We start from the raw sequence: 26,469 nt of genomic DNA on the forward strand, positions 1-26,469 counted from the left end.
AATCAATGACACGTGTATCTAGCTTTGGACAGCAAACCCTTCTTTTAAGAGGGATGATGAATAATCAAGAAAGTGTCTTTAAAGCACAACAGCAGATTACCACAGGTAAAAAGTCGACGGATTATGCTGGCACTGCCGGTGATACGGCTACGATTTTAGGGGCGAAGAATTTTAAATCTCGCGTAGAGACATACCAAAGCTCAATTGCCACGATCAGAGGAAAGCTTGACGCAAACGATGTTCAGTTAGAAGGTATGTTGAACTCAATGCGCTCTTTGAAAGAGACAACTCAGACAGCTCTGGCTAACTATCAAGCAGAAGGGCTTATTCCTCTTCTGGAGCAGGGTTTCAAATTCATAGTGAATGGTTTGAACTCCAACTTGGATGGAACTTTTTTATTCTCAGGTGCAAAAACAGGCACCAAACCTGTCAATGTTGATGAAATATCTGACTTATCAAGCCTTGGTTCTATAAGTGATGCCTTTGAAAACAGTGATATTGGTTTTGAAGCGAGAATTGCCGATGGAGTAGAGTTAGAATTTGGTTTGCTAGCTGATGAAATTGCTGAAGATGCTTTTCAAGTAATGCATGATATCTATGATTACAATGTGACAAATCCTGGGGCTTTGGAAGGCGAACTTGATTCAACGTCATATGCTTTCATTCAGTCTAAAATTTCAGAGTTAGACACCGTAATTGATGATATGCTGCAAATTCAAGTATCAAACGGGCTCGCATTTGAGCGGCTCGAAGTTGTGGATAATCAACACAAAGATACTGTCAACTACTTGGAAACTTATATTGCAGATTTAGAAGATGTGGATCTTGCAGAAGCCATTACGCGATTAAATAATGACCAAGTAGCCTTAGAGGCTTCCTATCAAGCTGTGAGTTCTCTGACACAGCTTTCTTTGCTCAGATTCTTGTAAGTTTCTTATATAAAGCCTTGCGCCGCAACCTATCCTCTCCCTATATTATTAAGAAGTATGACAAGGAGGGTAGTAATGTCAGATGTTTTGATTTCACGCGAAAATAATATTATCACGATTCAGTTTAACAGACCTGAGAAGAAAAACGCCATTACAGGTGCGATGTACGACCAGATGTCTGAAGTGATTGAAGAGGCAGAAAAAGACACTGCTGTCAGAGCCATTTTGCTGAAAGGCACCGAAGGATGTTTTACTTCGGGAAATGACCTGCATGACTTCATGGCCTTCAATATGAGTGATACACGAGAAGAGCTTGAATCTATTCGATTTTTACGGGCTATCGTTCCGTCTTCCGTACCTGTGATCGCGGCTGTTGATGGGCTGGCAATTGGCATTGGGACGACAATGTTACTGCATTGCGATCAAATTGTTACAACAAGAGATGCTCTTTATAAAATGCCTTTCACTGAACTTGCACTCGTTCCCGAAGCAGGGTCATCTTATATGATTCCTCAAAAGGTCGGTCATTCTAAGGCTTCAGATTTGTTGTTAACTGGCAGGTCATTTTCTGGAGAAGAAGCACATGACTGGCATATTGCAACGCACTTAACAGAGAGTTTTGAAGACTGTCATACACTCGCGGAAAAATTAGCAGATGATTTTAATCATCGCCCCCCAGCGGCTATTAGAAAATCAAAGAAATTAATCAAGGGAGATATGAAGGACATTGTTGCACGTCTTGAACAAGAAGGTATTGAGTTTGGTAATCAATTAAAATCACCCGAATGCGCAGAAGCGATACAGGCCTTTATGCAAAGGCGAAAACCTGATTGGTCAAAATTTGGATAAGTTCAGAAAAAAGGTCAATATTCATGCGATTGACCTTTTTTCGTTTAGCGTTCGTGTCTTAGCAGTTTATTGATTTTTAGAGGAGAGAATGAGATTTAACAACTCTACTTCTTCATCATCTAATTCATCGTCAAAGAAGAGATCGTCTTCTTCATCATATTCTTTTTCTCTGCCGTCTCTTATTAGATAATCACGGCGTTGAAGGTAGGCTGATCGGGCAAGAAGATAGGGGTCAGTTTCTGAGTATAAATCATCCAAAACTTTATCAAGCTCAGCCCTAATCGTTATAATGTCTGCACCCAGTCTTGCATAGACCCACTCCCAGCCAAATTCTTTATCTATGACATAGTCTGTAGGATCTAGGAAAAGTGAGGCTGTAAAACCAACCGTGTCCCTTGTTGTAGAAGGACCAACAAAAGGTATGATGAAATAGGGCGACTCTTTAAAGCCCCAGACAGCAAGAGTTTGACCGATATCTTCTTTATGGCGCTTTAGGCCCATTTTTTCAGCGGGATTCCAGAGCCCCGCAATGCCGACAGTACTATTGATTATAAATCTTGCCAGCGTCGAAATGGCTCTTTCCGGTTTCGCCTGCAAGATGTCATTCGCAAAAGTCATTGGTTCGGAAAGATTATCAAATGCATTTCTAATGCCTTTTCGGGCAGGGGATGGCATGACAGCATTATAGGTATTTGCAACGGGATCAAGGATGACTCGATCGACTTTACGATTAAATTCAAATATTTTTCTATTCGTCTTCTCGTAGGGGTCAATTACATCTGGCGTTGTTGCACAAGCGGCAGCTGATAAAGCTACAAGAAGGAGTATCACCTTTTTCATTCTGATTATCCGTGTCGTTTTAATGTTTTTATTATCTATCTGACTTAAATGTGCCAATTTTATGATGTCTATCTAGTGTTATCAGACACCCTTTACAAGGGAAATGCACATTTTCGTGAGGTTTCTCACCGTATTTATATACTATTTTTCTATTAGTTCGTTTATCTTCTTTACATATATAAAGATATGTTTATATGTTTAACGGAAAGTCGAATCAAGCAATGGTGAATACTATGGAATTGTTGTTGTCAGCACTAAGAGCTGCAGCCGAAGTTACAAGATTAAGAATTCTTGGCCTCTTAGGTCACGGTGAACTGACTGTGAGCGAATTGGTTTCAATTTTGGATCAAAGTCAGCCTCGTGTGTCTCGTCACCTGCGTTTAATGGTCGAGGCAGGATTACTAGCAAGATTTAGGGAGGGGACGTGGGTCTTCTATCGACTTGCGGATCATGGTCTTCAACGCCAACTCATCAATGATTTATTGCCACATATTGAAAGCGATTCAGGGGATCTTGCTCGGGATCTGGAACGTCTTAAGCTATTAAGAGCTGAACGGGCCACATTGGCCGCTGAATATTTTCAGGAAAATGCAGAACAATGGAATGAAGTGAGGTCTTTATATGTGCCGGAGCTTGAGGTCGAGAAAGCTCTTATCGAGCTTGCTGGTGAGCAAAGAAACGGTAATTTACTTGATGTAGGGACAGGGACAGGACGGATCTTAGAAGTTTTTTCAGAAAGTATTTCCGCAGGTGTTGGTGTTGATTTATCAAGGGATATGCTTTCTGTTGCACGGAATGAACTGGATGCTAAATCCATTGAAAACTGTGAGGTCCGTCTTGGGGATATGTATAATTTACCTGTTGAACGTGGCAGTAAGGACTTAGTCATTTTTCATCAGGTCCTTCACTTTGCTGATGATCCCCTGATGGCAATTAAAGAAGCAGAAAAGTCTCTCAGAGCGGGCGGTGCACTATTGATTGCAGATTTTGCGCCTCATCAACATGAATTTTTACGTGATGAACACGCCCACAGGCGCCTAGGCTTTAGTGATGAAGAAGTTACTTCATGGGCCCATGGTTCGGCCTTATCTTATGCAGAAAATTTAACATTTAAAGGTGACAAACTTGATGTGAAAGTTTGGCGTCTCGAAAAAGGAAGAGAGTCATGAGTAAAATTGACCTTGGCCAGGCTATGGCGTCCTCACTTTTCACTGATCCTGTCAGTGATGCTAATATCTCCTTCGAATTTTTTCCGCCTAATACAGAAAAGATGGAAAAAACATTGTGGGACAGTATTACCCAGTTAGAAAGTCTAAACCCGAAATTCGTTTCAGTGACGTATGGTGCTGGGGGGAGTACACGAGAGCGTACCCATAAGACTGTAAAACGTATTCTTGACGAAACAACCTTAAGTCCAGCAGCACATTTAACCTGTGTTGGGCATTCAAAATCAGAGGTGAATGCCATTCTTGAACAATATTGGGAGGACGGGGTCCGTCACATTGTGGCTTTACGCGGCGACATGCCAGATATGAATCAAGACTATATACCGCATCCTCAAGGCTATCAAAATGCAGCTGATTTAGTCAAGGGTATCAAACAAATCGCAGATTTTGATATTTCGGTTGCAGCTTATCCTGAGATCCATCCAGATAGCCCTAATTTATCTGCGGATCTTGATAATCTAAAGCGTAAGATTGATAATGGGGCAAGCCGCGCAATTACACAGGCATTCTTTGAAGCTGATACATATTTTCGCTTTTTGGATCATTGCCAAAGTATGAGCATAGATGTGCCAATTCTACCTGGTATTTTGCCTGTCATGAATTATAAGTCTTTGATGAGGTTTATGGATTTATGCGGGACAAAAATCCCTAAATGGATGCAAGACCTATTTGAAGACCTTGATGATCGCCCTCAAACCCGATCAATGATCGCTGCAACAATCGCTAATGAATTATGTCGCAAGCTTTATGCTGGTGGGGTTAAAGATTTTCATATTTACACTCTGAACCGGTCGGAATTGACCTATGCGATTTGCCATATGCTTGGACACCGTCCAAAGAAGGAGGTCTAGTCATGTCACAGAGCCAACTACAGCGAATAAAGACCTTATTAAAAAGTACGCAAGACCGAATTCTTGTTATGGATGGGGCTATGGGAACCATGCTGCAAAGGGAAGGGCTAGAAGAAGCCGATTTCAGAGGCGAGGCTTTTAAAAATTGGAATTGTGATCTTAAAGGAAATAATGACATCCTTTCAATCACACAACCCGCTATCATTAAGAAAATACATGGTCAATTTCTTGAGGCGGGAGCTGATATTATAGAAACCAATAGTTTTAATGGAACGACGATCTCTCAGGCAGATTACCGTGCTGAAAGTATAACCCGTGACATTAATATTGCTGCAGCGAAAGTCGCGCGCGAAGCTGCTGATGCCTATACTGAAAAAACGCCTGACAAACCTAGATATGTCGCTGGTGCCATTGGTCCAACGAACAAGACTTTATCTGTATCACCAGATGTGAACAACCCTGGTTATAGAGAAGTCTCTTTTGACTATATGAAAGAAGCATATAGAGCTCAAATTGATGCCCTCATTGAAGGAGGAATTGATATTGTCCTTATTGAGACAGTCTTTGATACATTGAATGCCAAAGCAGCGATAGTCGCAACCATGGAGGCATTTGATGATTTGGGATACGAGTTGCCGATCATGCTGTCATGTACAGTGACTGATATGTCTGGGCGGAACCTTTCTGGCCAAACAATTGATGCTTTTTGGTATTCCGTCCGTCATGCCAAGCCTTTTTCAATCGGACTGAACTGTGCGTTTGGTGCTGAACATCTGCGCCCTCATGCAGTTCTTCTTTCTGAGATCGCGGACGCGAATGTTTGTGTTTATCCGAATGCTGGCTTGCCCAACGAAATGGGCGAATACGATGAACTTCCAGAGGACACAGCGGCCCACCTGAAACAATGGGCTGAAGATGGACTGTTAAATATCACAGGAGGATGTTGCGGTACAACACCACAGCATATACAAGCAATTGCAGAGGTTGTAGACGGTGTTCAGCCTCGTTTTATTCCCCAATTAGAGCCAACCATGCGTCTATCAGGTTTAGACCCTGTTACTATAATTAATGCTGCGGAGTAATGTGATGAGTAAACCAACAGCACAATTCATTAACGTCGGCGAACGCACAAATGTCGCTGGTTCAGCTAAGTTTAAAAAGCTCATCTATGAAGGCCTTTATGATGAAGCATTAGATGTGGCTCGTGATCAAGTGGAAGGCGGCGCCCAAATCATCGACATCAACATGGATGACGCTATGTTAGATGCCCTTGAAGCCATGGAAACCTTCTTGAAGCTTATTGCTGCTGAACCAGACATCGCCCGTGTTCCTATTATGATAGATAGTTCAAAATGGGAAGTTATTGAAACTGGCTTGAAATGTGTTCAAGGAAAGGCTGTCGTTAATTCGATCTCTCTAAAAGAAGGGAAGGAAGAATTCGTAAATTATGCTAAGCGCATCCTTCGGTACGGGGCGGCCGTTGTCGTAATGGCCTTTGATGAAGATGGACAGGCTGATACGATCGAGCGGAAAGTAGAAATTTGTGAAAATTCTTACAATATTCTCGTTCATGAAGTTGGTTTCCCCCCTGAAGATATCATTTTTGACCCAAATATTTTTGCCGTTGCTACTGGTATTGAAGAGCATGATGGATATGGAGTGAATTTCATTGAAGCCACTCGTTTGATTAAGGAAAAATTACCCTATTGTAAAATCTCAGGTGGTGTTTCAAATATATCATTCTCGTTCAGAGGAAATAATCCTGTTCGAGAGGCAATGCATAGCGTGTTTCTCTATCATGCCATCCGAGCTGGCATGGATATGGGGATTGTGAATGCGGGTCAATTAACTGTTTATAGTGACATTCCTTCAACGCTGAAAGAACGGGTTGAAGATGTCATTCTTAATCGTAGATCAGATGCGACGGACCGCCTTCTTGAAATTGCAGACGAGTATAATGGGGCTGGTAAAAAACGAGTAGAAGACCTGTCATGGCGTGAGAATGCTGTTGAAAAGCGTATCGAACATGCCCTTGTTAAAGGCATTAATACCTACATTGAAGAAGATGCAGAAGAAGCACGTCAAAAACTGGCGCGACCCCTTGAGGTGATTGAGGGGCCTTTGATGGACGGGATGAATGTTGTAGGCGATTTATTTGGCGCAGGCGAAATGTTTTTACCTCAGGTGGTTAAATCTGCTCGGGTTATGAAACAGGCCGTCGCTTACTTAAACCCTTACATTGAGGCCGAAAAATCAGCTGGACAATCCGCTAAGGGAAAAATTCTCATGGCAACAGTTAAAGGCGATGTTCACGATATTGGGAAAAATATCGTCGGGGTGGTTCTGCAGTGTAACAATTATGAAGTTGTGGATATGGGCGTTATGGTTCCTTGGGCTGATATCCTTCAAAAAGCAAACGATGAAGATGTGGACATTATTGGTCTTTCTGGCTTGATAACCCCCTCTTTGGATGAGATGTGCACGGTTGCTGCTGAAATGGAAAGAAAAGGGATGGAATTGCCAGTAATGATTGGCGGTGCTACGACGTCCAAAGTCCATACTGCCGTAAAGATTGCACCCAATTACACTGGATCAGTGGTTCATGTTTTAGATGCGTCTCGAGCAGTTGGTGTTGCGTCTCAGCTTTTATCAGCCACGGATAGGGTGCCCTATACTCAGTCTATCAGGGCGGAGTATGATGATATCAGGGAGAAACGCCTCGCCAACCCAAAAGGGGATCGATTAATTTCACTGGGTTCTGCCAGAGCTAACAAGCCCATACTTGAGTTTGATCCTATCGAGCCGTCTTTCACGGGTTTAAAAGTCTTTGAAGACTACGATTTGAATGATTTGGTTGACCGTATTGACTGGACACCCTTTTTCAGAACTTGGGAGTTGCATGGTCTTTATCCCAAAATTTTGGAGGATGAGATTGTTGGCGAACAGGCTCGCGATTTATTTGAAGATGCCAAAGCGATGCTTCAACAGATTATTGAAGAGAAATGGCTTACTGCAAAAGGGGTGATTGGTTTTTGGAAAGCCCACGCGGAAGGAGATGATATTATTCTTCCTGAAGAAAACTCAAAATTCTATTGTCTCAGACAGCAAGTTGATAAGCGAGGCAAGCGTACCAATGACTGCCTTGCAGATTTTATTGCGCCTAAAGGGCAGAATGACTGGCTTGGTGGCTTTGCAGTGACCACAGGACTTGGGATTGATGCACACGTGGAGCGCTTCAAAAAAGACAATGATGATTATAATGAAATCATGCTCAAGGCACTTGCAGACCGCTTAGCAGAGGCTTTTGCAGAGCGCATGCACGAACGTGTTCGCAAGGAGTTTTGGGCCTTTGCATCTGATGAAAAGCTGAGTAACGAAGATATGATCAAAGAGCGTTACTCTTCTATCAGACCAGCACCAGGCTATCCTGCTTGTCCTGATCACAGTATGAAGGAGACTCTCTTTCAATTGTTAAGTGCGCCTGAAAATACAGATATTTGCCTAACTGATAGCTTTGCGATGTTACCGACAGCCTCAGTTTCAGGTATGTATTTTTCCCATCCAGACAGCCGGTATTTTGGGGTGGGTAAAATTGGTAAAGATCAGCTGCAGGATTACGCTGAGCGGCGTGGTATTGACCTTGCTGAAGCTGAAAGAAATTTAAGACCAAATCTTGCGGACTAAATAAAAAAGGGAGCTATTGAAGCTCCCTTAAAATATCTCTGGTCTATAAAATGTCTTATTCAGCTGCTGCTGACAGCGTTTTATCTTGAGCTGCTTTAATTATGGCTTCGGCCATTTCATTGGCAACAATGCCACTTGGGCGCCCGTCTTTTTCAGCTGTTTCAAAGACTTCTTTTAATGTTTCCCCAATGCGCAGTACTTTTGTTTTACGCATATCCCCTTGAATTTTTTCCTTATGAACTTCAAATTCAACGGAAATGATGCCGCCGGCATTGATCACATAATCTGGGGCGTAAAGAATACCTCTCTCCATAAGAGCTTGGTCATCAACACCTTCTGTTTCAAGAACATTATTTGCAGCACCTGCGATGACTTTTGCTTTGATTTCTGGGATGGTTTTTGGGTTGATACCGCCGCCTAACGCACAGGGTGCAAATACATCACAGTCTACAGCATGAATACGACTTGGTTCGACCACCTCTGCAGGCCCGTTCTTCAAAACAGCATCAATGTTTGATTGAACAATATCAGCAATAATAATTTTTGCACCAGCATCGCGTAAGTGATCTGCAAGTACAGCACCCACATGACCGACACCTTGAATTGCGACAGTCTTTCCTTCCAGACTGTCTGAGCCGTATTTATGCTCACAGGCGGCTTTAATGCCGACAAATACACCTAAAGCAGTGTGCGGACTTGGGTCGCCAGTCGCAAATTCACCTTCTGCTAGGCCAGCAACGTAATCTGTTTCCGTATGAACAGCTTCCATCATATCAGGGCTAGTTCCTACATCTTCAGCAGCATAATACATGCCCCCAAGTTTATTAACGGCACGGCCAAAGGCAGCCATGAGTTCTGGTGTTCCAAGTTCCCTGGAATTCCCAATAATCACTGATTTTCCGCCGCCGAGACGTAGACCTGCCATTGCATTTTTATAGCTCATGCCGCGTGATAATCGCAGAACATCATAGACAGCGTCCTGTTCTCCGCGTGTTTGAGCCACATCAACTGGAGATCCTTTATGAGTTGCATAATAATCCCAAAACCGGCAACCTCCAGTCGCTGGGCCTAGGGCCGTTGAATGAACAGCAACGATTGCTTTAAGGCCAGTCTTTTCATCACTGATGAAAACAACTTGTTCATGATCTTTAAAACTTCTTGAATCAAACACAGGCATTCTCTTTTCCTTTATTCTGCTGCGGCTTTAGGGACATATTTGTCCGCACGAGGTTTGACATTCCAATTTTCAAATAATTCTTTTTTACGGGCTTTAGCTTTTGCAAGATACTCTTCCTTCACAGGACCAAATCCACGAATACCCTCAGGTAAATTAGCAATTTCAAAAGCAATGTCGTGATTGTCCGTTGACATACCTGAGATTAGAGCCTCAAGAGTGCCTTCGTAATCATGAATGAGGCTGCGCTCCATCTTGCGCTCGCTATGATAGCCAAAGATATCAAATGCAGAGCCTCGTAAGCCTTTAAATTTGGACAAAACAGAGAGAACTGGGAAAATCCAGCTGCCAAATTCCCGCTTAGCAGGACGGCCTGTTCTTGGGTCCACTTTACTGAGAAGTGGAGGGGCCAAGTTGAGTGACAATTTGAGATCTCCGTCAAAAGTAGCCTTTAATTTCTCTCTAAATTCTGGGGCAGAATAGAGACGAGCAACTTCATATTCATCCTTATAGGCTAAAATCTTGGCATATTGAGTTGCAACGGCTTTTGTGACGCTCAACTCTTCAAAACCGAGTTCAGTCTCTTTATGACGGACTTTCTGCACCATAGCAGCATATTTTTCTGCAAGAGCTTGATTCTGATAACCTGTAAGGTGCTCTTTCCTATGCTCAATAATATCATCAAGGTCTGTTAGTGGCTTTCTTTTGTCCATTGTGGAGCCTTGAAGCACCTTTTTTATGGAGTCAATGTCATGAGCAGCCATACGACCCCAGTAGAAAGCACGGAGATTAAAGTCTACTGCCACGCCGTTTAGACGAATGGCTTCTTCAATTGCCTCACGGCTAATAGGAATGAGACCTTGTTGCCATGTATAGCCCATGACAAATGTATTGTTTGCAATGCTGTCCCCCATAAGCGCTGCGGCCAGTTCAGTTGCTGGTATGCGGTATCTGGCGTCTTCTTTGGTTGAGGCGTCAAGCTGTTTTTGAACTGAAGCTTCTTTAAAATCAATATCTCGACTGCGTACAAAAGCCGCTGTGGGCGTTAGATGAGTATTAATCACGGCTGCAGTGCGATCACTGCGTTGAATATCCATGGCTTCTGATGAGGCAGCAACAATGCTATCACACGCCATGAGAAGATTGGCACGGCCTGTAACAATACGTGGAGAGCGCAGTAAATCTGATTTCTCAGCCAAACGAAGGTGAGATAGAACGGACCCCCCTTTCTGAGCAAGACCTGTGTTATCGAGAGTGCTTGAAGCAATGCCTTCAATATGGGCTGCCATACCGAGAACAGCAGATATTGTGAGAACACCTGTACCGCCGATACCGGTAAGCAGAATGTTATAATCGCCGAATTCTCCATCAAATTTTGCGAGAGAAGGTTCAGGCAGTTCTGGAAGATTAAATTGAGACAGGTCTCCCATGCCAGCTTTTGATTTACGCGGCGATCCGCCTTTAATCGTTACAAAGCTAGGGCAGAAGCCTTTGACACAGCTGAAGTCTTTATTACAGCTGGATTGATTTATCTTTCTTTTGCGTCCTAAATCAGTCTCAAGGGGTTCGATAGATACGCAGTTACTTTGAACCGAGCAATCCCCGCACCCTTCGCACACAGCATCATTAATAAAGACGCGCTTGTTTGGATCAACTAACTTACCGCGTTTCCGGCGACGACGTTTTTCTGCCGCACAAGTTTGATCATAAATAATAACTGTGGTGCCTTCGATAGCCTTGAATTCATTTTGAACATTCATTAGTTCGTTGCGGTCCTTAACCTCAACACCGGAAGGCATTTGCACAAGAGCATATTCTTCTACACGTTCAGACAAAATGACAGTCTTTTTGACTTTTTCCGCAACCATTTGGTTTGCTATGTCAACTGGTGTGAACTGTCCTTCTGCAACTTGACCACCGGTCATGGCCACAGCGTCATTGAAGAGAATTTTGTATGTGATGTTAATGCTTGCTGCTACGGCCTGACGAATAGCGAGCACACCAGAATGTGTATAGGTACCGTCACCGAGGTTTGCGAAAATATGTTTTTCTTTTGAAAAGGGCATTTGACCAACAAAAGTAACGCCTTCACCGCCCATGTGCGTGAAGTCTTCATTGTTGCGGTCCATATTTGTCGCCATAATATGACAACCGATCCCCGCAAGGGCGCGACTGCCTTCAGGCACAACTGTGGAACTGTTATGGGGACAGCCAGAACAGAAATAGGGGGTTCTTGCAACAGCTGGTGTATAGCCAACAGAAGAACGTTTTCTGTCTTGGAAATAATCAAGCTTAGCCTTCATATCGGAAGAATTATAGAGCTTAGACATGCGATCAGAGATGACTTGAGCAATTGTTCCCACATCAAGATCTCCGTCAGCACGCAGCATCCAATTATTATTTTCATCGTGTTTTCCGACAACCGTTGGGCGGACATTCTCTTTCCAGTTATAGAGCTGCCAACGCATCTGGTGTTCAATCATTTCACGTTTTTCTTCGACCACTAAGACTTCGTCCAAGCCTTCACAGAAAGCCCGAACCCCTTCAGGTTCAAGAGGCCAAGGCATGCCCACTTTATATAATCTTAGGCCAATTTCTTTCGCAACTTCTTCTGTAATACCAAGTTCATGCAAGGCTTGACGGACATCTTGATAGGATTTTCCGGTCGTAATGATGCCGAATTTTGGTTTTGGGCTATCAAAAATGAGACGGTCAATATTGTTGGCGCGCGCAAAGGCTTGTGCCGCAAAACCTTTATAGTTCTGCATCAAAGTATCTTTTTCTTTCCAGACCATCGGCCAGCGGTAATGGAGACCGCCGTCAGGTATTTCAAATTCTGGGAAAATGATCTCGCGCCCTTCACGACTTAGGTTAACAGATCCTGCTGTTTCTACTGTTTCTGAAATAACTTTATAGCCCACCCATGTGCCCGCAAAGCGCGACATTGCTAAACCGAGAAGGCCGTACTCTACAAATTCATGCACTGATGCTGGATATAATTCAGGCATGAAAGCAGCCATGAAATTGTGATCTGATTGGTGAGGTAACGTTGATGATTTACAGCCGTGATCATCGGCAGCAATAGCAAGAACACCGCCGTAAGGACTTGTACCATCAAAGTTAGCGTGTTTAAGCGCATCCATAGAACGATCAACGCCAGGGCCTTTGCCGTACCAAATACCAAAGACGCCATCATATTCAGACTGGTCTTTAGGGATTGTTTGTGAACCCCAAACAGCTGTTGCGCCAAGATCTTCATTTAGGCCCGGAACAAATTTAATATGATTCTCATCAAGAAGTTTTGTGTTTCGGCTCAACTCAAGATCATATGTACCCAGAGGAGATCCACGATAGCCTGAAATGAAACCAGCTGTATTAAGTCCAGCTTGTTCATCACGCCATCGCTGAACCATAGGCAGGCGAACTAAGGCATGGATGCCTGACATAAAGGCTGTGCCTTCACGTAGTTCATACTTATCTCTTAAACTGACTTTCTTAGACATTCTACTCTCCCGCCCCAGGTCATTTTATTGTTTCTGGGTAGTAAATATGGATGGGCCCATATGTTTCCTTCATACCTATAGTATGGCAGAAAGTAGAAGAAATTGGCTTTCTAATATCGCTAATCCCATGAGGGAAACGGATAGAAAGTTCATGTATTTTGAAATATTATTTCAAAACGCTAATTTATTGTTCCAAGAGAAACTAATGCAATCAGGGGGTTAGGATCTGATCCTCTGTGTATCCTTGGATATAGAGTATGGATTTTAGGTCTGTGTAATTGATTTGAAAATCAGCAGCAGACCGTGCCTTTTCTTTGGCTTTGTAGGCGACGCCGACACCTGCACCTTTGATCATAGGAATGTCATTCGCCCCATCACCAACAGCCATAATATCGGACGGGTTTATGTTAAATCGCTCAGCAAGTTCATGGAGCGTATCGATTTTAGTCTGGCTATCTGAAATGGGAGGGAGAATGGCCCCGGTTAGTCGGTCTTCCTTAATTTCAAGGATGTTGGCCTTATGATGTTGAAAGCCTAAATGGCTGGATACTTTTTCAGTAAAATAAGTAAACCCACCTGAGACGAGGGCAGTGACTGCGCCTTTTTTTAGCATGGTCTGGACAGATTCATACGCCCCTGCTGTAAAGGCTACTTTTTCCTCATAGCAGGCCATGAGTACCGAAGCTTTCATATCCTTGAGTAAGGCTACTCTCTCTATGAGAGCTGCGTGAAAATCGAGCTCACCCTGCATCGCTCGTTCCGTAATTTCTGATACTTTATCTTTAATGCCGGCATAATCAGCCAATTCATCTATACATTCTATGGTAATCATGGTGCTATCCATATCAGCAATAAGCATCTTCTTTTTACGATGCTCTAGAGGCTGAATAAACCAGTCAAACCCAGGCGTGTTTTCGCAAATTCCTTGGAGAGTTGACGTAATCGTGTGGTTCTCTTCAAGCTCTTTTTCAGTGAACTTGAGGTCAAAAGCTGTATTTTCTGAGAGAAGTGTGAGGGTAAAATCATCAACCATCATTCTTTTCATATGACTTGAGAAACTTTCTGTGAAGCTTTCTAGGTCTTCTGTGTGGTCATTTGGGCGAATAATTGTTAAGACATGTGTATAAGCCATAATACTACTCAATCAGCTATAGGATAATTTGTGAAACACACGATACTTATTGCAGGACCAACAGCCAGTGGCAAGTCTGCATTTGCATTAATGTTGGCAAAAAAGATGAATGGGGTCGTAATTAATGCTGACAGCATGCAGGTATACAGAGATCTACGTATATTAACGGCCCGCCCTAGCCAAGAAGAGGAGGCGGAAGCACCGCATAAACTCTATGGCTATCTTGACGCTTCGGATGTCTGTTCAGCAGCAGATTGGACTGTGGATGCAATAAAAGAAATTCGAGCCGCCCAAGCAAGAGGTCAGCTTCCCATCGTCGTTGGAGGGACGGGGATGTATTTCAGATTTTTGTTAGAGGGTGTTGCGACTATTCCAAAAATTGAACCTGCCATAAGAGAGAGCGTGCGCCAAGAGTGTGAGCAGTATGGTAGCGAAGCTCTCCATGCGCGGTTAAGAGAGATTGACCCGCCTCTGTTCAAAAAACTTCATTCAGCCGATAGTCAAAGAATTTGCAGAGCTCTAGAAGTATGGCTTTCTTCAGGGAAAGCTCTTAGTGAGTGGCAAAAGAAGAATGAGCCGGGACCGCTCCTTTCTGAAGACCAAGAAGGCGTGGTTCATAAATATGTCCTGAGTCTTGATCGAGAGACACTTTATGATCGTTGTAATCTAAGATTTGATCTCATGATGGAGCAGGGTACGATGAATGAGGTCGAAAATCTGAATAGAAGAGGTCTTGATTCGAATCTACCTTGCATGAAATCCTTAGGCTATCCAGATTTGATTCGATATCTAAATAAAGAGGTTTCTCTTGAGGTGGCAATTGAGAATAGCAAAATGCAAACCCGCAGATTTTCTAAAAGGCAACTTACATGGTTTAGAAATCAGTTTTCTCAGTGGAATTTCATCGATACGCAACAATTGGAAAGAGAATCTGATAGATTGATAAAATATATTATCAAGAAATAGGTTGACTGAGTAATTTATTAACATTATATTTTCAGAGAAGGTACCAACCAGCCCAGGTGCCTTCACCTCAAGATCATCGGCCCAGGTTGATCTTGAAATGTGACGAGACCCACCCCCCGGGGGCGCCTTCAGCGCCCCCATTTGTTTGTGAGTCTCAGATAATTTAAAAGGGTAATTTTGGATTCGTAAAAGAGTCGCATTTATGCGGCACTTTTTTTTTATTTTTAGGGTTGTTTAATTTGTGCAGTGCATGTAAAGAGTTCGTGAAATAAAATATTACTGTAGTGAGTTGTTTATGACAGATTATAACAAAAACACAGAAAATGATGAAATAAATGGCATGGATGAAGAAGCCTATATTGAAGAGAAATTGATGCTGTCAGGCGCAGAGATGGTCATTAAATCACTGACTGATCTTGGTGTGGAAGTTATCTTTGGGTATCCTGGTGGTGCTGTTTTGCCAATTTATGACGAAATCTTTAAGCAAACTAAGATCAGACATATTCTTGTGCGTCATGAGCAGGCTGCAACACATGCGGCGGAAGGTTATGCTCGATCTACGGGCAAGCCGGGCGTAGTTTTAGTGACCAGTGGACCTGGTGCAACCAATGCAGTAACAGGTCTGACCGATGCTATGTTAGACAGCATTCCGATTATTGTCTTAACGGGGCAAGTACCCCGTCACTTGATCGGGACGGATGCATTTCAGGAGGCTGATACTGTTGGTATTACACGGCCTTGTACGAAGCATAGCTATCTTATTAAGCACACGAAAAAAATTCCAAAAGCTATTTATGAAGCTTTTTGGGTTGCCACCAATGGGCGCCCTGGACCTGTTGTGATTGATTTACCGAAAGATGTTCAGGTTGAACGGGCTGAATATATAGAACCGAACGAATCTGAACATAGAACGTATCATCCTCAAACTGCAGCGCCGAACGTTGATATTAAAACGGCAGTTGAAATGTTGAAGAATGCGAAGAGACCGATCATCTATAGCGGCGGGGGTGTCATCAATGGGGGACCTGAAGCATCAGAAGTATTGAGAAAGTTTACCCGTCAAACAAATATGCCGATCACGAGTACACTGATGGGACTTGGTGCATATCCCGCCACAGATCCTCAGTGGTTAGGAATGCTTGGCATGCACGGTACATGGGAAGCAAATCACGCGATGCATGACTGTGATGTCATGCTCTGTGTGGGAGCAAGATTTGATGATCGTGTAACAGGGAATGTTGAAGAGTTTTCACCGGCCTCTTATAAAATTCATATCGACATTGATGTGTCCAGCATTAACAAAAACATTCAAGTAGACCTTCCTCTTATTGGAGATTCAGGTGTTGTAATGCAACAAATACTGGATGAATGGAATGCAACAAATAGTTCTGATCATCAGCAAGACATATCAGCCTGGATGAAGCAAATTGAAAAATGGCGATCTATAAACTGCTTGAAATATAAGGACAGCAGTGAACAGATCATGCCTCAAAAGGCCATTGAACGACTTTACGAATTGACTAAAGACCGTGATCCTATTGTTTCTACAGAGGTTGGTCAGCACCAAATGTGGGCTGCTCAATACTTTGGTTTCGATAAGCCTAATCGTTGGCTTACTTCTGGTGGACTTGGGACGATGGGTTATGGTTTCCCTGCAATCATAGGAGCTCAGGTTCCTGACGATGATCGTCTATGCCTCTGTATCGCTGGAGACGCTTCTATTCAGATGAATATTCAAGAATTATCGACTGCCATTCAACATCGATCGAATGTAAAGATTTTTATCTTAAACAACGAATATATGGGCATGGTTCGACAATGGCAGGAATTAAATTACGAAAGTCGCTATTCACATAGCTACACAGACTCTATGCCAGATTTTGTTAAGCTTGCTGAAGCTTATGGGGCGACAGGGCTTCGTGTGACGGATCCTCAGCATCTGGATGATACAATCATCACGGCCATCAAGACTGAAGGGCCTGTAGTGATTGACTTATGCGTTGCAAAGCTAGAGAACTGTTTCCCAATGGTACCCTCAGGTGCCGCGCACAATCAAATGATGTTATCTGGGGACGTTGTAGGCGATCCTAAAGATGATGAAGCGTTAGCATTGGTATAAGAGTAGGGATGATGATGGCTAAAGAAACAGGAATTAAAGCTCCGCATACAATCTCGTTAATCGTAGATAACGAGGCAGGCGTTTTGGCGCGCGTTATTGGCATGTTTTCAGGCCGAGGCTATAATATTGAAAGCTTAACTGTGGCAGAAGTTGATAAAGCACGTCAACGGTCTCGCGTGACCATTGTAACAAGCGGCACAAAAATGGTGATCGAGCAAATTAAAGCCCAGCTGGACCGGATTGTATCTGTGGCTAAAGTAGCGGATCTCACGATTGAAGGTCCACATATTAGTCGTGACCTAGCCCTCATTAAAGTCATTGGAGTTGGAGATAAGCGTGTTGAGGCTCTAAGGCTTGCAGATGTCTTCCGTGCCCGAGTTGTTGATAGTACGACCTCCAGCTTCGTTTTCGAACTTACAGGTGCTGCCGATAAGATTGATGCCTTTATTGAACTGATGCAAGACCTGGGTCTGGTTGAAGTTGCAAGAACAGGCGCCGTCGCTGTGTCACGAGGTACAACGGCTCTCATAGATGATTAATCACACATATTAAAAGTTAAAAGTTAAAAGTTAAAAGTTAAAGGAATAGTTCAATGAAAGTTTATTTTGATGCAGATACAGATATCAGTTTGATACAAAGCAAAACTGTTGCTGTAATTGGTTATGGTTCACAAGGGCATGCCCATGCTCAGAATTTGCGAGATAGCGGTGTAAAGAATGTTATCGTTTGCCTTAGAGAAGGATCGAGCACGCGAGCTAAAGCAGAAGATGCTGGCTTTACTGTCATGAGCAATGCTGAAGCTGCAAAAGAAGCAGATTTGGTTATGGTCCTTGCCCCTGATGAGCATCAGGCGGGAATTTATAAAAATGATCTCCATGACAATATGAAAGAAGGCGCGACCCTTGCTTTCGCGCATGGATTAAACATCCACTTTGGTCTGATTGAGGCACGTCGTGATCTTGATGTGATTATGATTGCGCCAAAAGGTCCCGGTCATACAGTAAGAAATCAGTATGAAATTGGGGCAGGTGTCCCTTGTTTGATTGCTGTGAATGCGGACGTTTCTGGGTCTGCTAAAGAAGTTGCCTTGGCGTATGCTTCCGGTGTGGGCGGTGGGCGCTCTGGTATTATTGAAACAAATTTCCGTGAAGAGTGCGAAACTGACCTCTTTGGAGAACAAGCTGTTCTATGTGGTGGTATTTCAAAATTAATTCAGTGTGGTTTCGAGACCCTAACAGAAGCCGGCTATGCACCAGAAATGGCATATTTTGAATGCCTACACGAGACCAAGTTGATCGTAGATCTGATCTATCAAAACGGTATTTCAAATATGCGTTACTCTATCTCGAATACAGCGGAATACGGGGATTATAAAACTGGACCACGCATTATTACTGAAGATACAAAGAAAGAAATGCACCGTGTCTTGAAAGATATTCAGGAAGGCCGTTTTGTTAAAGACTTCATTTTGGATAATCAGGCTGGCAATCCTGAATTGAAAGCCCATCGTCAAATCGAAGCAGAACATCCCATTGAGGAAGTTGGTGCAAGACTTCGTGGTATGATGCCTTGGATGCAAGAAGGTCAACTTGTGGATAAAAACAAGAACTAAATGTCTCACTGTTTATGAGATTTATAGGCGGGAAGCTTTGGCTTCCCGTTTTTTTGTATTTACGAGAAATAGCCAATCTGGCTATAAATTAATTGCTCAATTTTCGTGTGCATGCTACTCGAATGAGATGTGATTTTTATCATATCTATAATCTGGGTAGGGAGCAGGATGTGGGCGTTCAAAAAATTGGTTTAGCAAAAGAAGTTGAGTCTCCGGAAAATCCAGGAGCCCTTGAAAAACGTGTTGCATTAACGCCTGAAGATGTTGGCCATCTTGTTGCAGCAGGGCTGGATGTTGCTGTAGAAGAAGGGGCTGGAGAAGGTATTGGGTTTTCTGATGCGGAATATGCAATAGCCGGCGCAAGTTTAGAAACCCATGACGAGCTTTATGCAGGCAAAGATATGGTGATTAAATTCAAAGGGCCAAGCCTTGAGAGCATCGATAAAATGGCTGAGGGGACCATCCTCTTTTGTATGGCTCATTTCAGCAGTTATCCTGATCGCGCAAAAATGCTTGAAGATCACAAAATAACAGTTTTGGCCATGGAAGAAATCCTTGAAAGTCCAAAAGTCCAAACGGATGAAGAAATCCTTGGAAGAACAGCGATGGCTGAGGCGCTTGCACCTTTCATTGCCACAGGTGTAATGAATAAACTGAAAATCAACGTCTTGGATTGGAATCCTTTGCTGCGATATGCTATTCGCCGGGCAGGGAATAGAGATCCAAAATCCTTGTCTGTGGTGCAAAGCTCACTGGCTTTTAACGATCTATCTGATGTTGGACCGGACTGTTTATATATTTATGATGGGTCAGCCTTTAAAGATTCTCATAAAATCCTTTCAAAATTGAAAGCAAAAAAGACGCACCTCTTTGATATTGCTGAGTTTATTAGTGAGCAGGGTGAAGAATCTATAGAGGTGTATAGAGAAGATCATAATCCTTTTGACTTCGGACTTCGCCGGATACAATGTCTACATGAAACAGGTATGGCTGGGGCACGGTACGGTGTCAAACTTCTCTCTAAAGGTAAGCCCCATAAGGCAGTGAAGGATATAAAAGCTTTGGTGCTTGGCTACGGAAATGTGGCTCAGGGTGCTATTCGTGAATTGTTTGATCAAGGGGTTCGAGAAATACACATTCTTGGTCGAAAGTTAACACAGGCAGATGCCATTCTTCCTTATCTCGAAGGCGCAGACCTCATTGTGAATGGTGCCGAACAACCGCCAGAACTTCGCGGAAAGAATTTTTTGATTACAAATGATCATCTTAAACATTCTTTAGAAGAGGGCAGTGTCGTTATTGACCTCGTTGGTGGGAGCGAGACAAACCGTAGCCCGGTAGAGCCTGTCATTGCCTGCACGTTCTTAACAGACCCGCATTTTGTTCAAGATGGTGTTTATGTTTCCGCTTTATGGGGATGGCCAATGTTAGGGATGATGAAAGAAAGTGCAGTGACTTATTCTTCTCTTATTAAGGATGTCTTAATTGGTCACGAAAAAATCGCCATTTTAGAACCCAAAGACTATCCCAAAGGCGTTGAACGTGCCTTGGTTTGTGGACCATTTTAGGAGGAGAGCATGCGCTCTATTCACATTAATTCTCCATCGGAAGATTTATCGTCTTTAAGCCTAATAGAGAGCCCAAAACCGGTGCCTAAAGAAGGCCAAGTTCTTGTTAAAATGAAAATGGCCGCGATAAATCCCTCCGACATAAACTTTGTAAGAGGGGATTATGAAGAGGCATTGAGCCGCGCAATTTGGAATCAAAGCGGCGAACTCACCTTAGACCCAAATAAAGAGCAAGTTTTTCCTGGTTATCCTTTTTCCTTGGGCGGGGAAGGAGTAGGGGTTGTCGAAGAGTGTGGACGTGGCTTTATGGCTAAACGCTTAAAAGGAAAGCGTGTGGCACTTCTTGCAGGCCCCCCAAATGGGGCTTGGCAAGAATATACAGCGGTTGATGCTATTCGGTGCGCTGTTGTTCCCGATCACATTAAAGATGAACAAGCGGCCATGTTCTTCATTAACCCACTTTCTGCCTATATTATGGTCCATCATATCCTCAAGGTAAAGAAAGGTGACACAATTCTCATCAGTGCAGGTGCATCCGCCCTTGGTAAAATGGTCGTAAAAATGGGTGTTCATTTTGGCTTTAAAACAATTCCTATTGTTCGGGGTCCAGAAAATACTGATATCTTAAAATCATTGGGTGCAACCCATATCATTGAAACAGACACAGATGACCTGATTGAAGCCGTAGACCATTACACCCAAGGAGCAGGCGTTAAACATGCCCTTGATTGTGTGAGTGGTGCACTGGGATCAGCTATGGTTCGATGTCTCTCTTTGGGAGGGAAGATGGTCGTTTACGGTACATTATCAGCCGCGCCCTTAACCATTCCTTCGCGTGACCTTATGACACCGACAGCGTCAATCACTGGCTTTTTTATGCCCAACTGGATTGGGCAACAGAACCCGCTTAAAATGTTATGGATTATGAAACAAGCGGCCCGTTTATACAGGCAGGATATCCTTACAAGTCCTGTTGAGACTATTTATCCACTCGAAGACTTTAAAGAGGCGATTGCAAACACACTTCAGACGGGTAGAGTGGGTAAGTCTTTATTTAAAATTTCTGAGTAATTAAATTTCACAAAATTTCGCTTGCGTGTCTTTTAGTATAAGGATAACAATGTGCACAAGAAATAAAGTGATACACATTTTAGGCAGAAAAGACTGTGTTTGAAAATTATCGCAACTTAAATGCAAAGGCAATTGTACAGAAAGAAACTCTTTCTGAACTTAAGGCTGCTCATTTTACTTTCTCACTTCTGCTCCCTCTCCTTCTTCTCGGTGCTGGTCGACTGATCGGCCCTTAAACAATAGTGTACATGATGTACGTCTGTTTAAGGGTTAGACTGGGTTTTAATATATTTTAATAACAAAAGTCCTCAATTAGAGGAAACTAGGGTGAAGCTAATGTCTCAAAAAGATATGGTGAAAATATTTGATACGACGCTACGTGACGGGGAACAGTCACCTGGTGCGTCAATGACAATTGAAGAAAAATTGCGAATTGCTGATGTTTTAGAAGCGATGCGTGTGGATGTGATTGAAGCTGGGTTTGCGATCGCTTCAGATGGTGATTTTGAGTGTGTGAGAAAAATTGCGGATCGTATAAAGGATAGTACGATTTGCTCATTAGCCAGAGCAGCACTCGGCGATATCGATCGAGCGGGGGAAGCCCTTAAGGGAGCGAATAGCGGTAGAATTCATACTTTTATTGCCACGAGCCCTCTGCATATGAAATATAAATTAAATATGTCGCCTGAAGAAGTGCTGGAGGCTATTCATGCTTCTGTTTCTCATGCGAGAAATTTAATTGATGATGTTGAGTGGTCAGCGGAAGATGCGACGCGTACAGATTTAGATTTTCTTCATCGCTGTGTTGATACAGCGATTAAAGCAGGAGCAACTACAATAAACCTTCCTGACACTGTGGGCTATTCTACGCCAGACGAATATCGTCATATGTTTGAAAGCGTCTTTCAAAATGTTGCGAATGCAGATAAGGCCATCTTCTCAACCCACTGTCATAATGACCTAGGCTTGGCTGTGGCTAACTCCTTAGCTGGGCTTGATGGTGGTGCGCGTCAGATAGAATGCACCATTAACGGTATCGGCGAGCGTGCAGGGAATGCTGCTATGGAAGAAATTGTTATGGCACTTCGTACACGCGGGGATGCCTTGCCTTACGAGACCAATATTCAGTCCCAAGAGATCATGCGAGCCTCTCGCCTGGTTTCAACTGTAACGGGATTCACAGTTCAGAATAATAAAGCTATTGTTGGTGCCAATGCGTTTGCTCATGAAAGTGGCATTCACCAAGACGGTGTTCTGAAACATGCTGAAACCTATGAAATTATGACCCCAGAGAGTGTTGGGGTCACAGAGAGTAAACTGACCATGGGCAAACACTCTGGACGTCATGCTTTTGCTGATAAGCTTGAAGATCTAGGCTATGAACTTGGTGATAATGCATTCCAGGAATGTTTTAAAAGGTTCAAAGCCTTAGGTGACCGTAAAAAGAATATTTATGATGAAGATATTGTGGCGATTGTTGACGATCAGGTATCAACAAGTAGCAATCGGTTCCAATTGGTAAAGCTGAATACCTATACAGGGTCTGAAGGTAAATCAGTTTCCGATATGATTATGATGATTGATGGACAAGAAGTGAATGAAGTTGTTCACGGGAACGGGCCTGTTGATGCGGCTTTTAATGCCATTAAAAAAATGTTGGATTTCAATCCTTCGCTGCAATTGTTTCAAGTCCATGCAGTCACCCAAGGAACAGATGCTCAAGCAGAATGTACCGTACGCCTAGAGGAAGAGGGTAGAACTGTGAACGGGCAGGGTGCACATGAAGATACAATTACCGCTGCAGCGCGGGCGTATATTATGGCGGCTAATAAGCTCTTTATAAAAAGAGAGAAAAAGGCATTAAACGCTGCAGAATAAACCATTATCAACTTGTCATGCTTGCCAATCCATTTTAAAAGGCAGGCATGACTATTAATTTGAAAATATATATTGCACAGCTGAATCCCACTGTAGGGGCTGTTGCTTCTAATTGTGATCTCATTTCATCAGCTTATGAACAAGCTTCCCAAGCTGGCGCTGATTTAATCGTCACACCAGAATTGTCTGTTGTGGGGTATCCGATCGAAGACCTTGTCTTGAAGCCGTCTCTTGTCACCGCAGCTAGAGACGCCTTAGATCGTCTTAGTGCCTTAACAAAGGCAGAGAATGCCCCGGGATTACTTGTGGGTGTTCCTTACCTTGATCGGGGCAAATTACATAATGCAACCGTCCTTCTAGATCAGGGGAAAATCCAACAAGTTCGATATAAATATGATCTGCCAAATTATGGTGTGTTCGATGAAGTTCGTGTTTTTGAACAGGGACCTTTACCAGCACCCATAGAATTCAGAGGATGTCGTCTTGGGGTCATGATCTGTGAAGACATGTGGTTTGAAGCGTCTGCAAAATCATTGTATCAACAGAATGCGGACATTTTAATCGTCCCAACCTGTAGTCCTTTTGAAGCAGATAAACATCCTGAGCGCATGGTGCATGCCACAGCCCGTGTCGCGGAAACGAAATTGCCACTGGTGTTTTGTAACCAAATTGGTGGCCAAGATGAACTGGTCTTTGAGGGCGCATCTTTTGTTCTAAACAAAGATGGGACATGTCCTGTACAGATGAAAGCATGGCAAGAAGAGGGCGCCTTGGTTGAATTCCAACAGGGGGCTTGCATCACGCGCCTGCATGAGGCTGTGCCTTCTGAACTTGAGGCCATATACCAAGCTATGGTTTTGGGGGTGAAGGATTATGTGAATAAGAATAGATTTCCAGGTGTGCTCATTGGTCTATCAGGTGGCGTGGATAGTGCTCTGACGGCTGCCGTCGCTGTGGATGCTTTAGGCGCTGACAGAGTACGCTGTGTCATGATGCCATCGCGGTATACTTCTGGGGAAAGCCTTACTGATGCGGAGCAATGCGCCGAGGCATTGAAGGTTAGCTATGAAAATATTGCAATTGCAGAGGGGGTCGCTGCTTTTGATAAGATGCTTGAGGATGCCTTTAGCAATACAACGCCAGATACCACAGAAGAAAATATTCAGTCGAGACTGAGAGGACTCATTCTGATGAGTCTCTCTAATAAATTTGGCTATATGGTGTTAACCACAGGAAACAAATCTGAAATGTCTGTGGGCTATGCTACTTTATATGGGGATATGTGCGGTGGATATAACCCCTTAAAGGATGTCTATAAAACGACGGCTTTTGACCTGTGTCACTGGCGAAATACACATTTTCCTACAGGTGCGCTCGGACCTGACAGTGAAGTCATTCCTGTGAATATTATTGTGAAACCACCAACGGCAGAACTCAGAGATGATCAAAAAGATGAGGACAGTTTGCCGCCTTACGAGCGTTTGGACGCAATCCTCCGGGCTCTCGTAGATGAGGAAAAGTCCGTAAAAGACTTGTTAGACCAAGGTTTTGATAAGGAAGAACTTGCGCGAATTGAACACTTGCTGTACATCGCCGAATATAAAAGACGTCAAGCACCACCGGGTGTCAAAATTACAAGAAAAAATTATGGACGTGATCGCCGCTATCCTATTACCAATGGATACAGAAGCGCTCACCTTCTGAAAGAAAATAAAGTAGGATAATTTATATGTCTGTTAAAGTCCGTTTCGCCCCAAGCCCGACAGGTAAATTACACTTGGGCAACATCCGTGCAGCTCTTGTTAACTGGATGTATGCACGCCAACAAGGCGGTGACTTTATCCTCCGGATTGACGATACCGACCTTGAGCGCTCTACAAAAGAAAATGAAGAGGCCATCAAAACAGATCTAACTTGGCTTGGACTTGAGTGGGACAAAACTTTTAATCAAAGTGACCGCTTTGATCGCTATGAAGAAGTGACGGAAAAATTAAAAAAAGAAGGCCTTCTTTATCCCTGCTTTGAAACAGCTGAAGAACTTGATATTAAAAGAAAAATTCAAATGGGGCGCGGGAAACCTCCTGTGTATGATAGAGCGGCTCTTTCTTTGACAGAAGCTGAAATAGCAGCTTATGAAGCCCAAGGGCGAAAACCACATTGGCGATTCAAATTAGATTATACTAAAGCAGCAGAGTGGACAGACCTCATCAGAAATGATGTTCATATTGAACTTCAGAATGTCTCTGATCCTATTTTGATCCGTGCGGATGGATCCTATCTTTATACATTGCCGAGTGTGATTGATGATGTAGATTACGGGATAACACATATTGTACGCGGTGAAGATCATGTAACAAATTCTGCTGTGCAAATTCAAATTTTTGAATCTGTAGGCAGTCAAGCGCCTCAGATGGCTCACTTTAGCCTTTTGACAGGGAAAGACGGCGAAGGCCTCAGCAAGCGTTCTGGGGCGATGTCTATTGAAGAGTACCGCGAAACTGTTGGTGTTGAACCAATGTCAATTGTCTCTTTAGTTGCCAGAACTGGCACTTCTGATCCCATACAAGCTTTTGTTTCAGCAGGTCCTCTCATTGAAGGATTTTCTTTCAAGAAGTTTGGCCGTTCAACAGCCAAAATGGATACGGCTGAGATTGAAAAACTGAATGCATCAATTCTTCATGACCTTCCCTTCGCAGAGGTGGAAAACCGCTTAAAAGACGTGTCTGAAGATTTATGGGATGTTGTAAAAGCGAATATTACCAAGATATCTGATGTTGAAGAGTGGCAAAAAATTATCGATGGACCTGTTTCTCCTGTTATTGAGGATGCTGCCCATATGGCTATCTGTGCCTCACTTCTGCCTGAGGGATCATTTGATGATCAAACGTGGTCCGCATGGACCAACGCTATTAAGGCTGAGACGGGCGCCAAAGGAAAAGCGCTCTTCATGCCTCTGCGTCTTGCTTTGACGGGTCAAAACAGAGGGCCTGAAATGGCAACATTGATGCCTCTCCTTGGCCCAAAGAGAGTCATCGCCCGTCTAAACGGCGAGGCTGCATAACAGAGA

General features: G+C 43.3%; 18 protein-coding genes and 1 pseudogene. 15 read left to right on the forward strand and 4 right to left on the reverse strand.

Going from position 1 to position 26,469, the window contains the following annotated elements; translation table 11 throughout:
- Window positions 1–5: 5 nt before the first annotated feature.
- Together QGN29_RS10955 and QGN29_RS10960 are read left to right on the forward strand one after the other, a co-directional pair.
- Window positions 6–929: a flagellin gene (locus QGN29_RS10955; RefSeq protein WP_310797901.1), complete on the forward strand. Its 924-nt coding sequence runs from the start codon at window positions 6–8 to the stop codon at window positions 927–929.
- Between the two features lie 75 nt (window positions 930–1,004).
- Complete coding sequence (locus QGN29_RS10960; protein ID WP_310797902.1) at window positions 1,005–1,778, forward strand: enoyl-CoA hydratase; 774 nt, start codon at window positions 1,005–1,007, stop codon at window positions 1,776–1,778.
- Between the two features lie 66 nt (window positions 1,779–1,844).
- On the opposite strand, the gene QGN29_RS10965 is transcribed toward QGN29_RS10960, so the two are convergent.
- Window positions 1,845–2,618: an MlaA family lipoprotein gene (locus QGN29_RS10965; RefSeq protein ID WP_310797903.1), complete on the reverse strand. Its 774-nt coding sequence runs from the start codon at window positions 2,616–2,618 to the stop codon at window positions 1,845–1,847.
- Between the two features lie 194 nt (window positions 2,619–2,812).
- Between QGN29_RS10965 and QGN29_RS10970 the strand changes: the two genes are divergently transcribed.
- The 3 genes and pseudogenes from QGN29_RS10970 (at window position 2,813) to metH (ending at window position 8,379) form a co-directional block, all read left to right on the forward strand.
- Window positions 2,813–3,787, forward strand: coding sequence for an ArsR/SmtB family transcription factor (locus QGN29_RS10970; protein WP_310797904.1), 975 nt, complete (start codon window positions 2,813–2,815; stop codon window positions 3,785–3,787).
- The gene (metF, locus tag QGN29_RS10975) at window positions 3,784–4,695 is read left to right on the forward strand and encodes a methylenetetrahydrofolate reductase (RefSeq protein ID WP_310797905.1); all 912 of its coding nucleotides are present in this window, start codon (window positions 3,784–3,786) and stop codon (window positions 4,693–4,695) included. Before QGN29_RS10970 ends, metF begins: the two co-directional genes overlap by 4 nt.
- Window positions 4,696–4,697: 2 nt before the next feature.
- Window positions 4,698–8,379: pseudogene (gene metH / locus QGN29_RS10985) on the forward strand (methionine synthase).
- A 55-nt stretch (window positions 8,380–8,434) separates the two neighbouring features.
- On the opposite strand, the gene QGN29_RS10990 reads toward metH, so the two are convergent.
- From QGN29_RS10990 to serB, 3 genes are all read right to left on the reverse strand, one after another.
- Complete coding sequence (locus QGN29_RS10990) at window positions 8,435–9,556, reverse strand: Glu/Leu/Phe/Val family dehydrogenase (RefSeq protein ID WP_310797908.1); 1,122 nt, start codon at window positions 9,554–9,556, stop codon at window positions 8,435–8,437.
- 11 nt (window positions 9,557–9,567) lie between these two features.
- Window positions 9,568–13,056, reverse strand: a complete 3,489-nt coding sequence (locus tag QGN29_RS10995) for an indolepyruvate ferredoxin oxidoreductase family protein (protein ID WP_310797909.1) — start codon at window positions 13,054–13,056, stop codon at window positions 9,568–9,570.
- Window positions 13,057–13,267: 211 nt separating this feature from the next.
- Window positions 13,268–14,188 (reverse strand): phosphoserine phosphatase SerB, encoded by a 921-nt coding sequence (serB, locus tag QGN29_RS11000; RefSeq protein ID WP_310797910.1) that lies wholly within the window; start codon window positions 14,186–14,188, stop codon window positions 13,268–13,270.
- 30 nt (window positions 14,189–14,218) lie between these two features.
- Between serB and miaA the strand changes: the two genes are divergently transcribed.
- The 10 genes from miaA to gltX all read left to right on the forward strand — a co-directional run bounded on the left by miaA (window position 14,219) and on the right by gltX (window position 26,463).
- On the forward strand, window positions 14,219–15,154 hold the full coding sequence (gene miaA / locus QGN29_RS11005) for a tRNA (adenosine(37)-N6)-dimethylallyltransferase MiaA (protein WP_310797911.1): 936 nt from the start codon (window positions 14,219–14,221) through the stop codon (window positions 15,152–15,154).
- Window positions 15,155–15,527: 373 nt separating this feature from the next.
- Window positions 15,528–17,273 carry an acetolactate synthase 3 large subunit gene (locus tag QGN29_RS11010; protein WP_375164704.1) on the forward strand — a complete coding sequence of 582 codons (1,746 nt, stop codon included), beginning with the start codon at window positions 15,528–15,530 and terminating at the stop codon, window positions 17,271–17,273.
- A gap of 14 nt (window positions 17,274–17,287) precedes the next feature.
- The gene (gene ilvN, locus QGN29_RS11015; RefSeq protein WP_310797913.1) at window positions 17,288–17,812 is read left to right on the forward strand and encodes an acetolactate synthase small subunit; all 525 of its coding nucleotides are present in this window, start codon (window positions 17,288–17,290) and stop codon (window positions 17,810–17,812) included.
- A 53-nt stretch (window positions 17,813–17,865) separates the two neighbouring features.
- On the forward strand, window positions 17,866–18,885 hold the full coding sequence (gene ilvC / locus QGN29_RS11020) for a ketol-acid reductoisomerase (RefSeq protein WP_310797914.1): 1,020 nt from the start codon (window positions 17,866–17,868) through the stop codon (window positions 18,883–18,885).
- A 170-nt stretch (window positions 18,886–19,055) separates the two neighbouring features.
- Complete coding sequence (locus QGN29_RS11025) at window positions 19,056–20,453, forward strand: hypothetical protein (protein ID WP_310797915.1); 1,398 nt, start codon at window positions 19,056–19,058, stop codon at window positions 20,451–20,453.
- Between the two features lie 9 nt (window positions 20,454–20,462).
- Window positions 20,463–21,524, forward strand: coding sequence for a zinc-dependent alcohol dehydrogenase family protein (locus QGN29_RS11030; protein ID WP_310797916.1), 1,062 nt, complete (start codon window positions 20,463–20,465; stop codon window positions 21,522–21,524).
- A 95-nt stretch (window positions 21,525–21,619) separates the two neighbouring features.
- Entirely contained in the window at window positions 21,620–21,760 is a 141-nt protein-coding gene (locus QGN29_RS11035; RefSeq protein ID WP_310797917.1) for a hypothetical protein, read from the forward strand.
- A gap of 100 nt (window positions 21,761–21,860) precedes the next feature.
- On the forward strand, window positions 21,861–23,402 hold the full coding sequence (locus QGN29_RS11040; RefSeq protein WP_310797918.1) for a 2-isopropylmalate synthase: 1,542 nt from the start codon (window positions 21,861–21,863) through the stop codon (window positions 23,400–23,402).
- Window positions 23,403–23,449: 47 nt separating this feature from the next.
- On the forward strand, window positions 23,450–25,126 hold the full coding sequence (locus QGN29_RS11045; RefSeq protein WP_310797919.1) for an NAD+ synthase: 1,677 nt from the start codon (window positions 23,450–23,452) through the stop codon (window positions 25,124–25,126).
- A 5-nt stretch (window positions 25,127–25,131) separates the two neighbouring features.
- Window positions 25,132–26,463 carry a glutamate--tRNA ligase gene (gene gltX / locus QGN29_RS11050; RefSeq protein ID WP_310797920.1) on the forward strand — a complete coding sequence of 444 codons (1,332 nt, stop codon included), beginning with the start codon at window positions 25,132–25,134 and terminating at the stop codon, window positions 26,461–26,463.
- Window positions 26,464–26,469 lie beyond the last annotated feature (6 nt).

It is taken from the genome of Temperatibacter marinus (assembly GCF_031598375.1).
GTDB classification, from domain to species: Bacteria; Pseudomonadota; Alphaproteobacteria; order Sphingomonadales; family Kordiimonadaceae; genus Temperatibacter; species Temperatibacter marinus.

Excerpts from the sequence above, each read along its gene's own strand:
- QGN29_RS10955 (WP_310797901.1), top strand. The coding sequence starts at position 6 with ATGACACGTGTATCTAGCTTTGGACAGCAAACCCTTCTTTTAAGAGGG.
- QGN29_RS11040 (WP_310797918.1), top strand. The coding sequence starts at position 21,861 with ATGTCTCAAAAAGATATGGTGAAAATATTTGATACGACGCTACGTGAC.
- ilvC (WP_310797914.1), top strand. The coding sequence starts at position 17,866 with ATGAAAGTTTATTTTGATGCAGATACAGATATCAGTTTGATACAAAGC.
- ilvN (WP_310797913.1), top strand. The coding sequence starts at position 17,288 with ATGGCTAAAGAAACAGGAATTAAAGCTCCGCATACAATCTCGTTAATC.
- QGN29_RS11010 (WP_375164704.1), top strand. The coding sequence starts at position 15,528 with ATGCTGTCAGGCGCAGAGATGGTCATTAAATCACTGACTGATCTTGGT.
- QGN29_RS10970 (WP_310797904.1), top strand. The coding sequence starts at position 2,813 with ATGTTTAACGGAAAGTCGAATCAAGCAATGGTGAATACTATGGAATTG.
- QGN29_RS10995 (WP_310797909.1), bottom strand. The coding sequence starts at position 13,056 with ATGTCTAAGAAAGTCAGTTTAAGAGATAAGTATGAACTACGTGAAGGC.
- QGN29_RS10960 (WP_310797902.1), top strand. The coding sequence starts at position 1,005 with ATGTCAGATGTTTTGATTTCACGCGAAAATAATATTATCACGATTCAG.
- QGN29_RS11030 (WP_310797916.1), top strand. The coding sequence starts at position 20,463 with ATGCGCTCTATTCACATTAATTCTCCATCGGAAGATTTATCGTCTTTA.
- QGN29_RS11045 (WP_310797919.1), top strand. The coding sequence starts at position 23,450 with ATGACTATTAATTTGAAAATATATATTGCACAGCTGAATCCCACTGTA.
- serB (WP_310797910.1), bottom strand. The coding sequence starts at position 14,188 with ATGGCTTATACACATGTCTTAACAATTATTCGCCCAAATGACCACACA.
- gltX (WP_310797920.1), top strand. The coding sequence starts at position 25,132 with ATGTCTGTTAAAGTCCGTTTCGCCCCAAGCCCGACAGGTAAATTACAC.
- QGN29_RS10990 (WP_310797908.1), bottom strand. The coding sequence starts at position 9,556 with ATGCCTGTGTTTGATTCAAGAAGTTTTAAAGATCATGAACAAGTTGTT.
- QGN29_RS10965 (WP_310797903.1), bottom strand. The coding sequence starts at position 2,618 with ATGAAAAAGGTGATACTCCTTCTTGTAGCTTTATCAGCTGCCGCTTGT.
- metF (WP_310797905.1), top strand. The coding sequence starts at position 3,784 with ATGAGTAAAATTGACCTTGGCCAGGCTATGGCGTCCTCACTTTTCACT.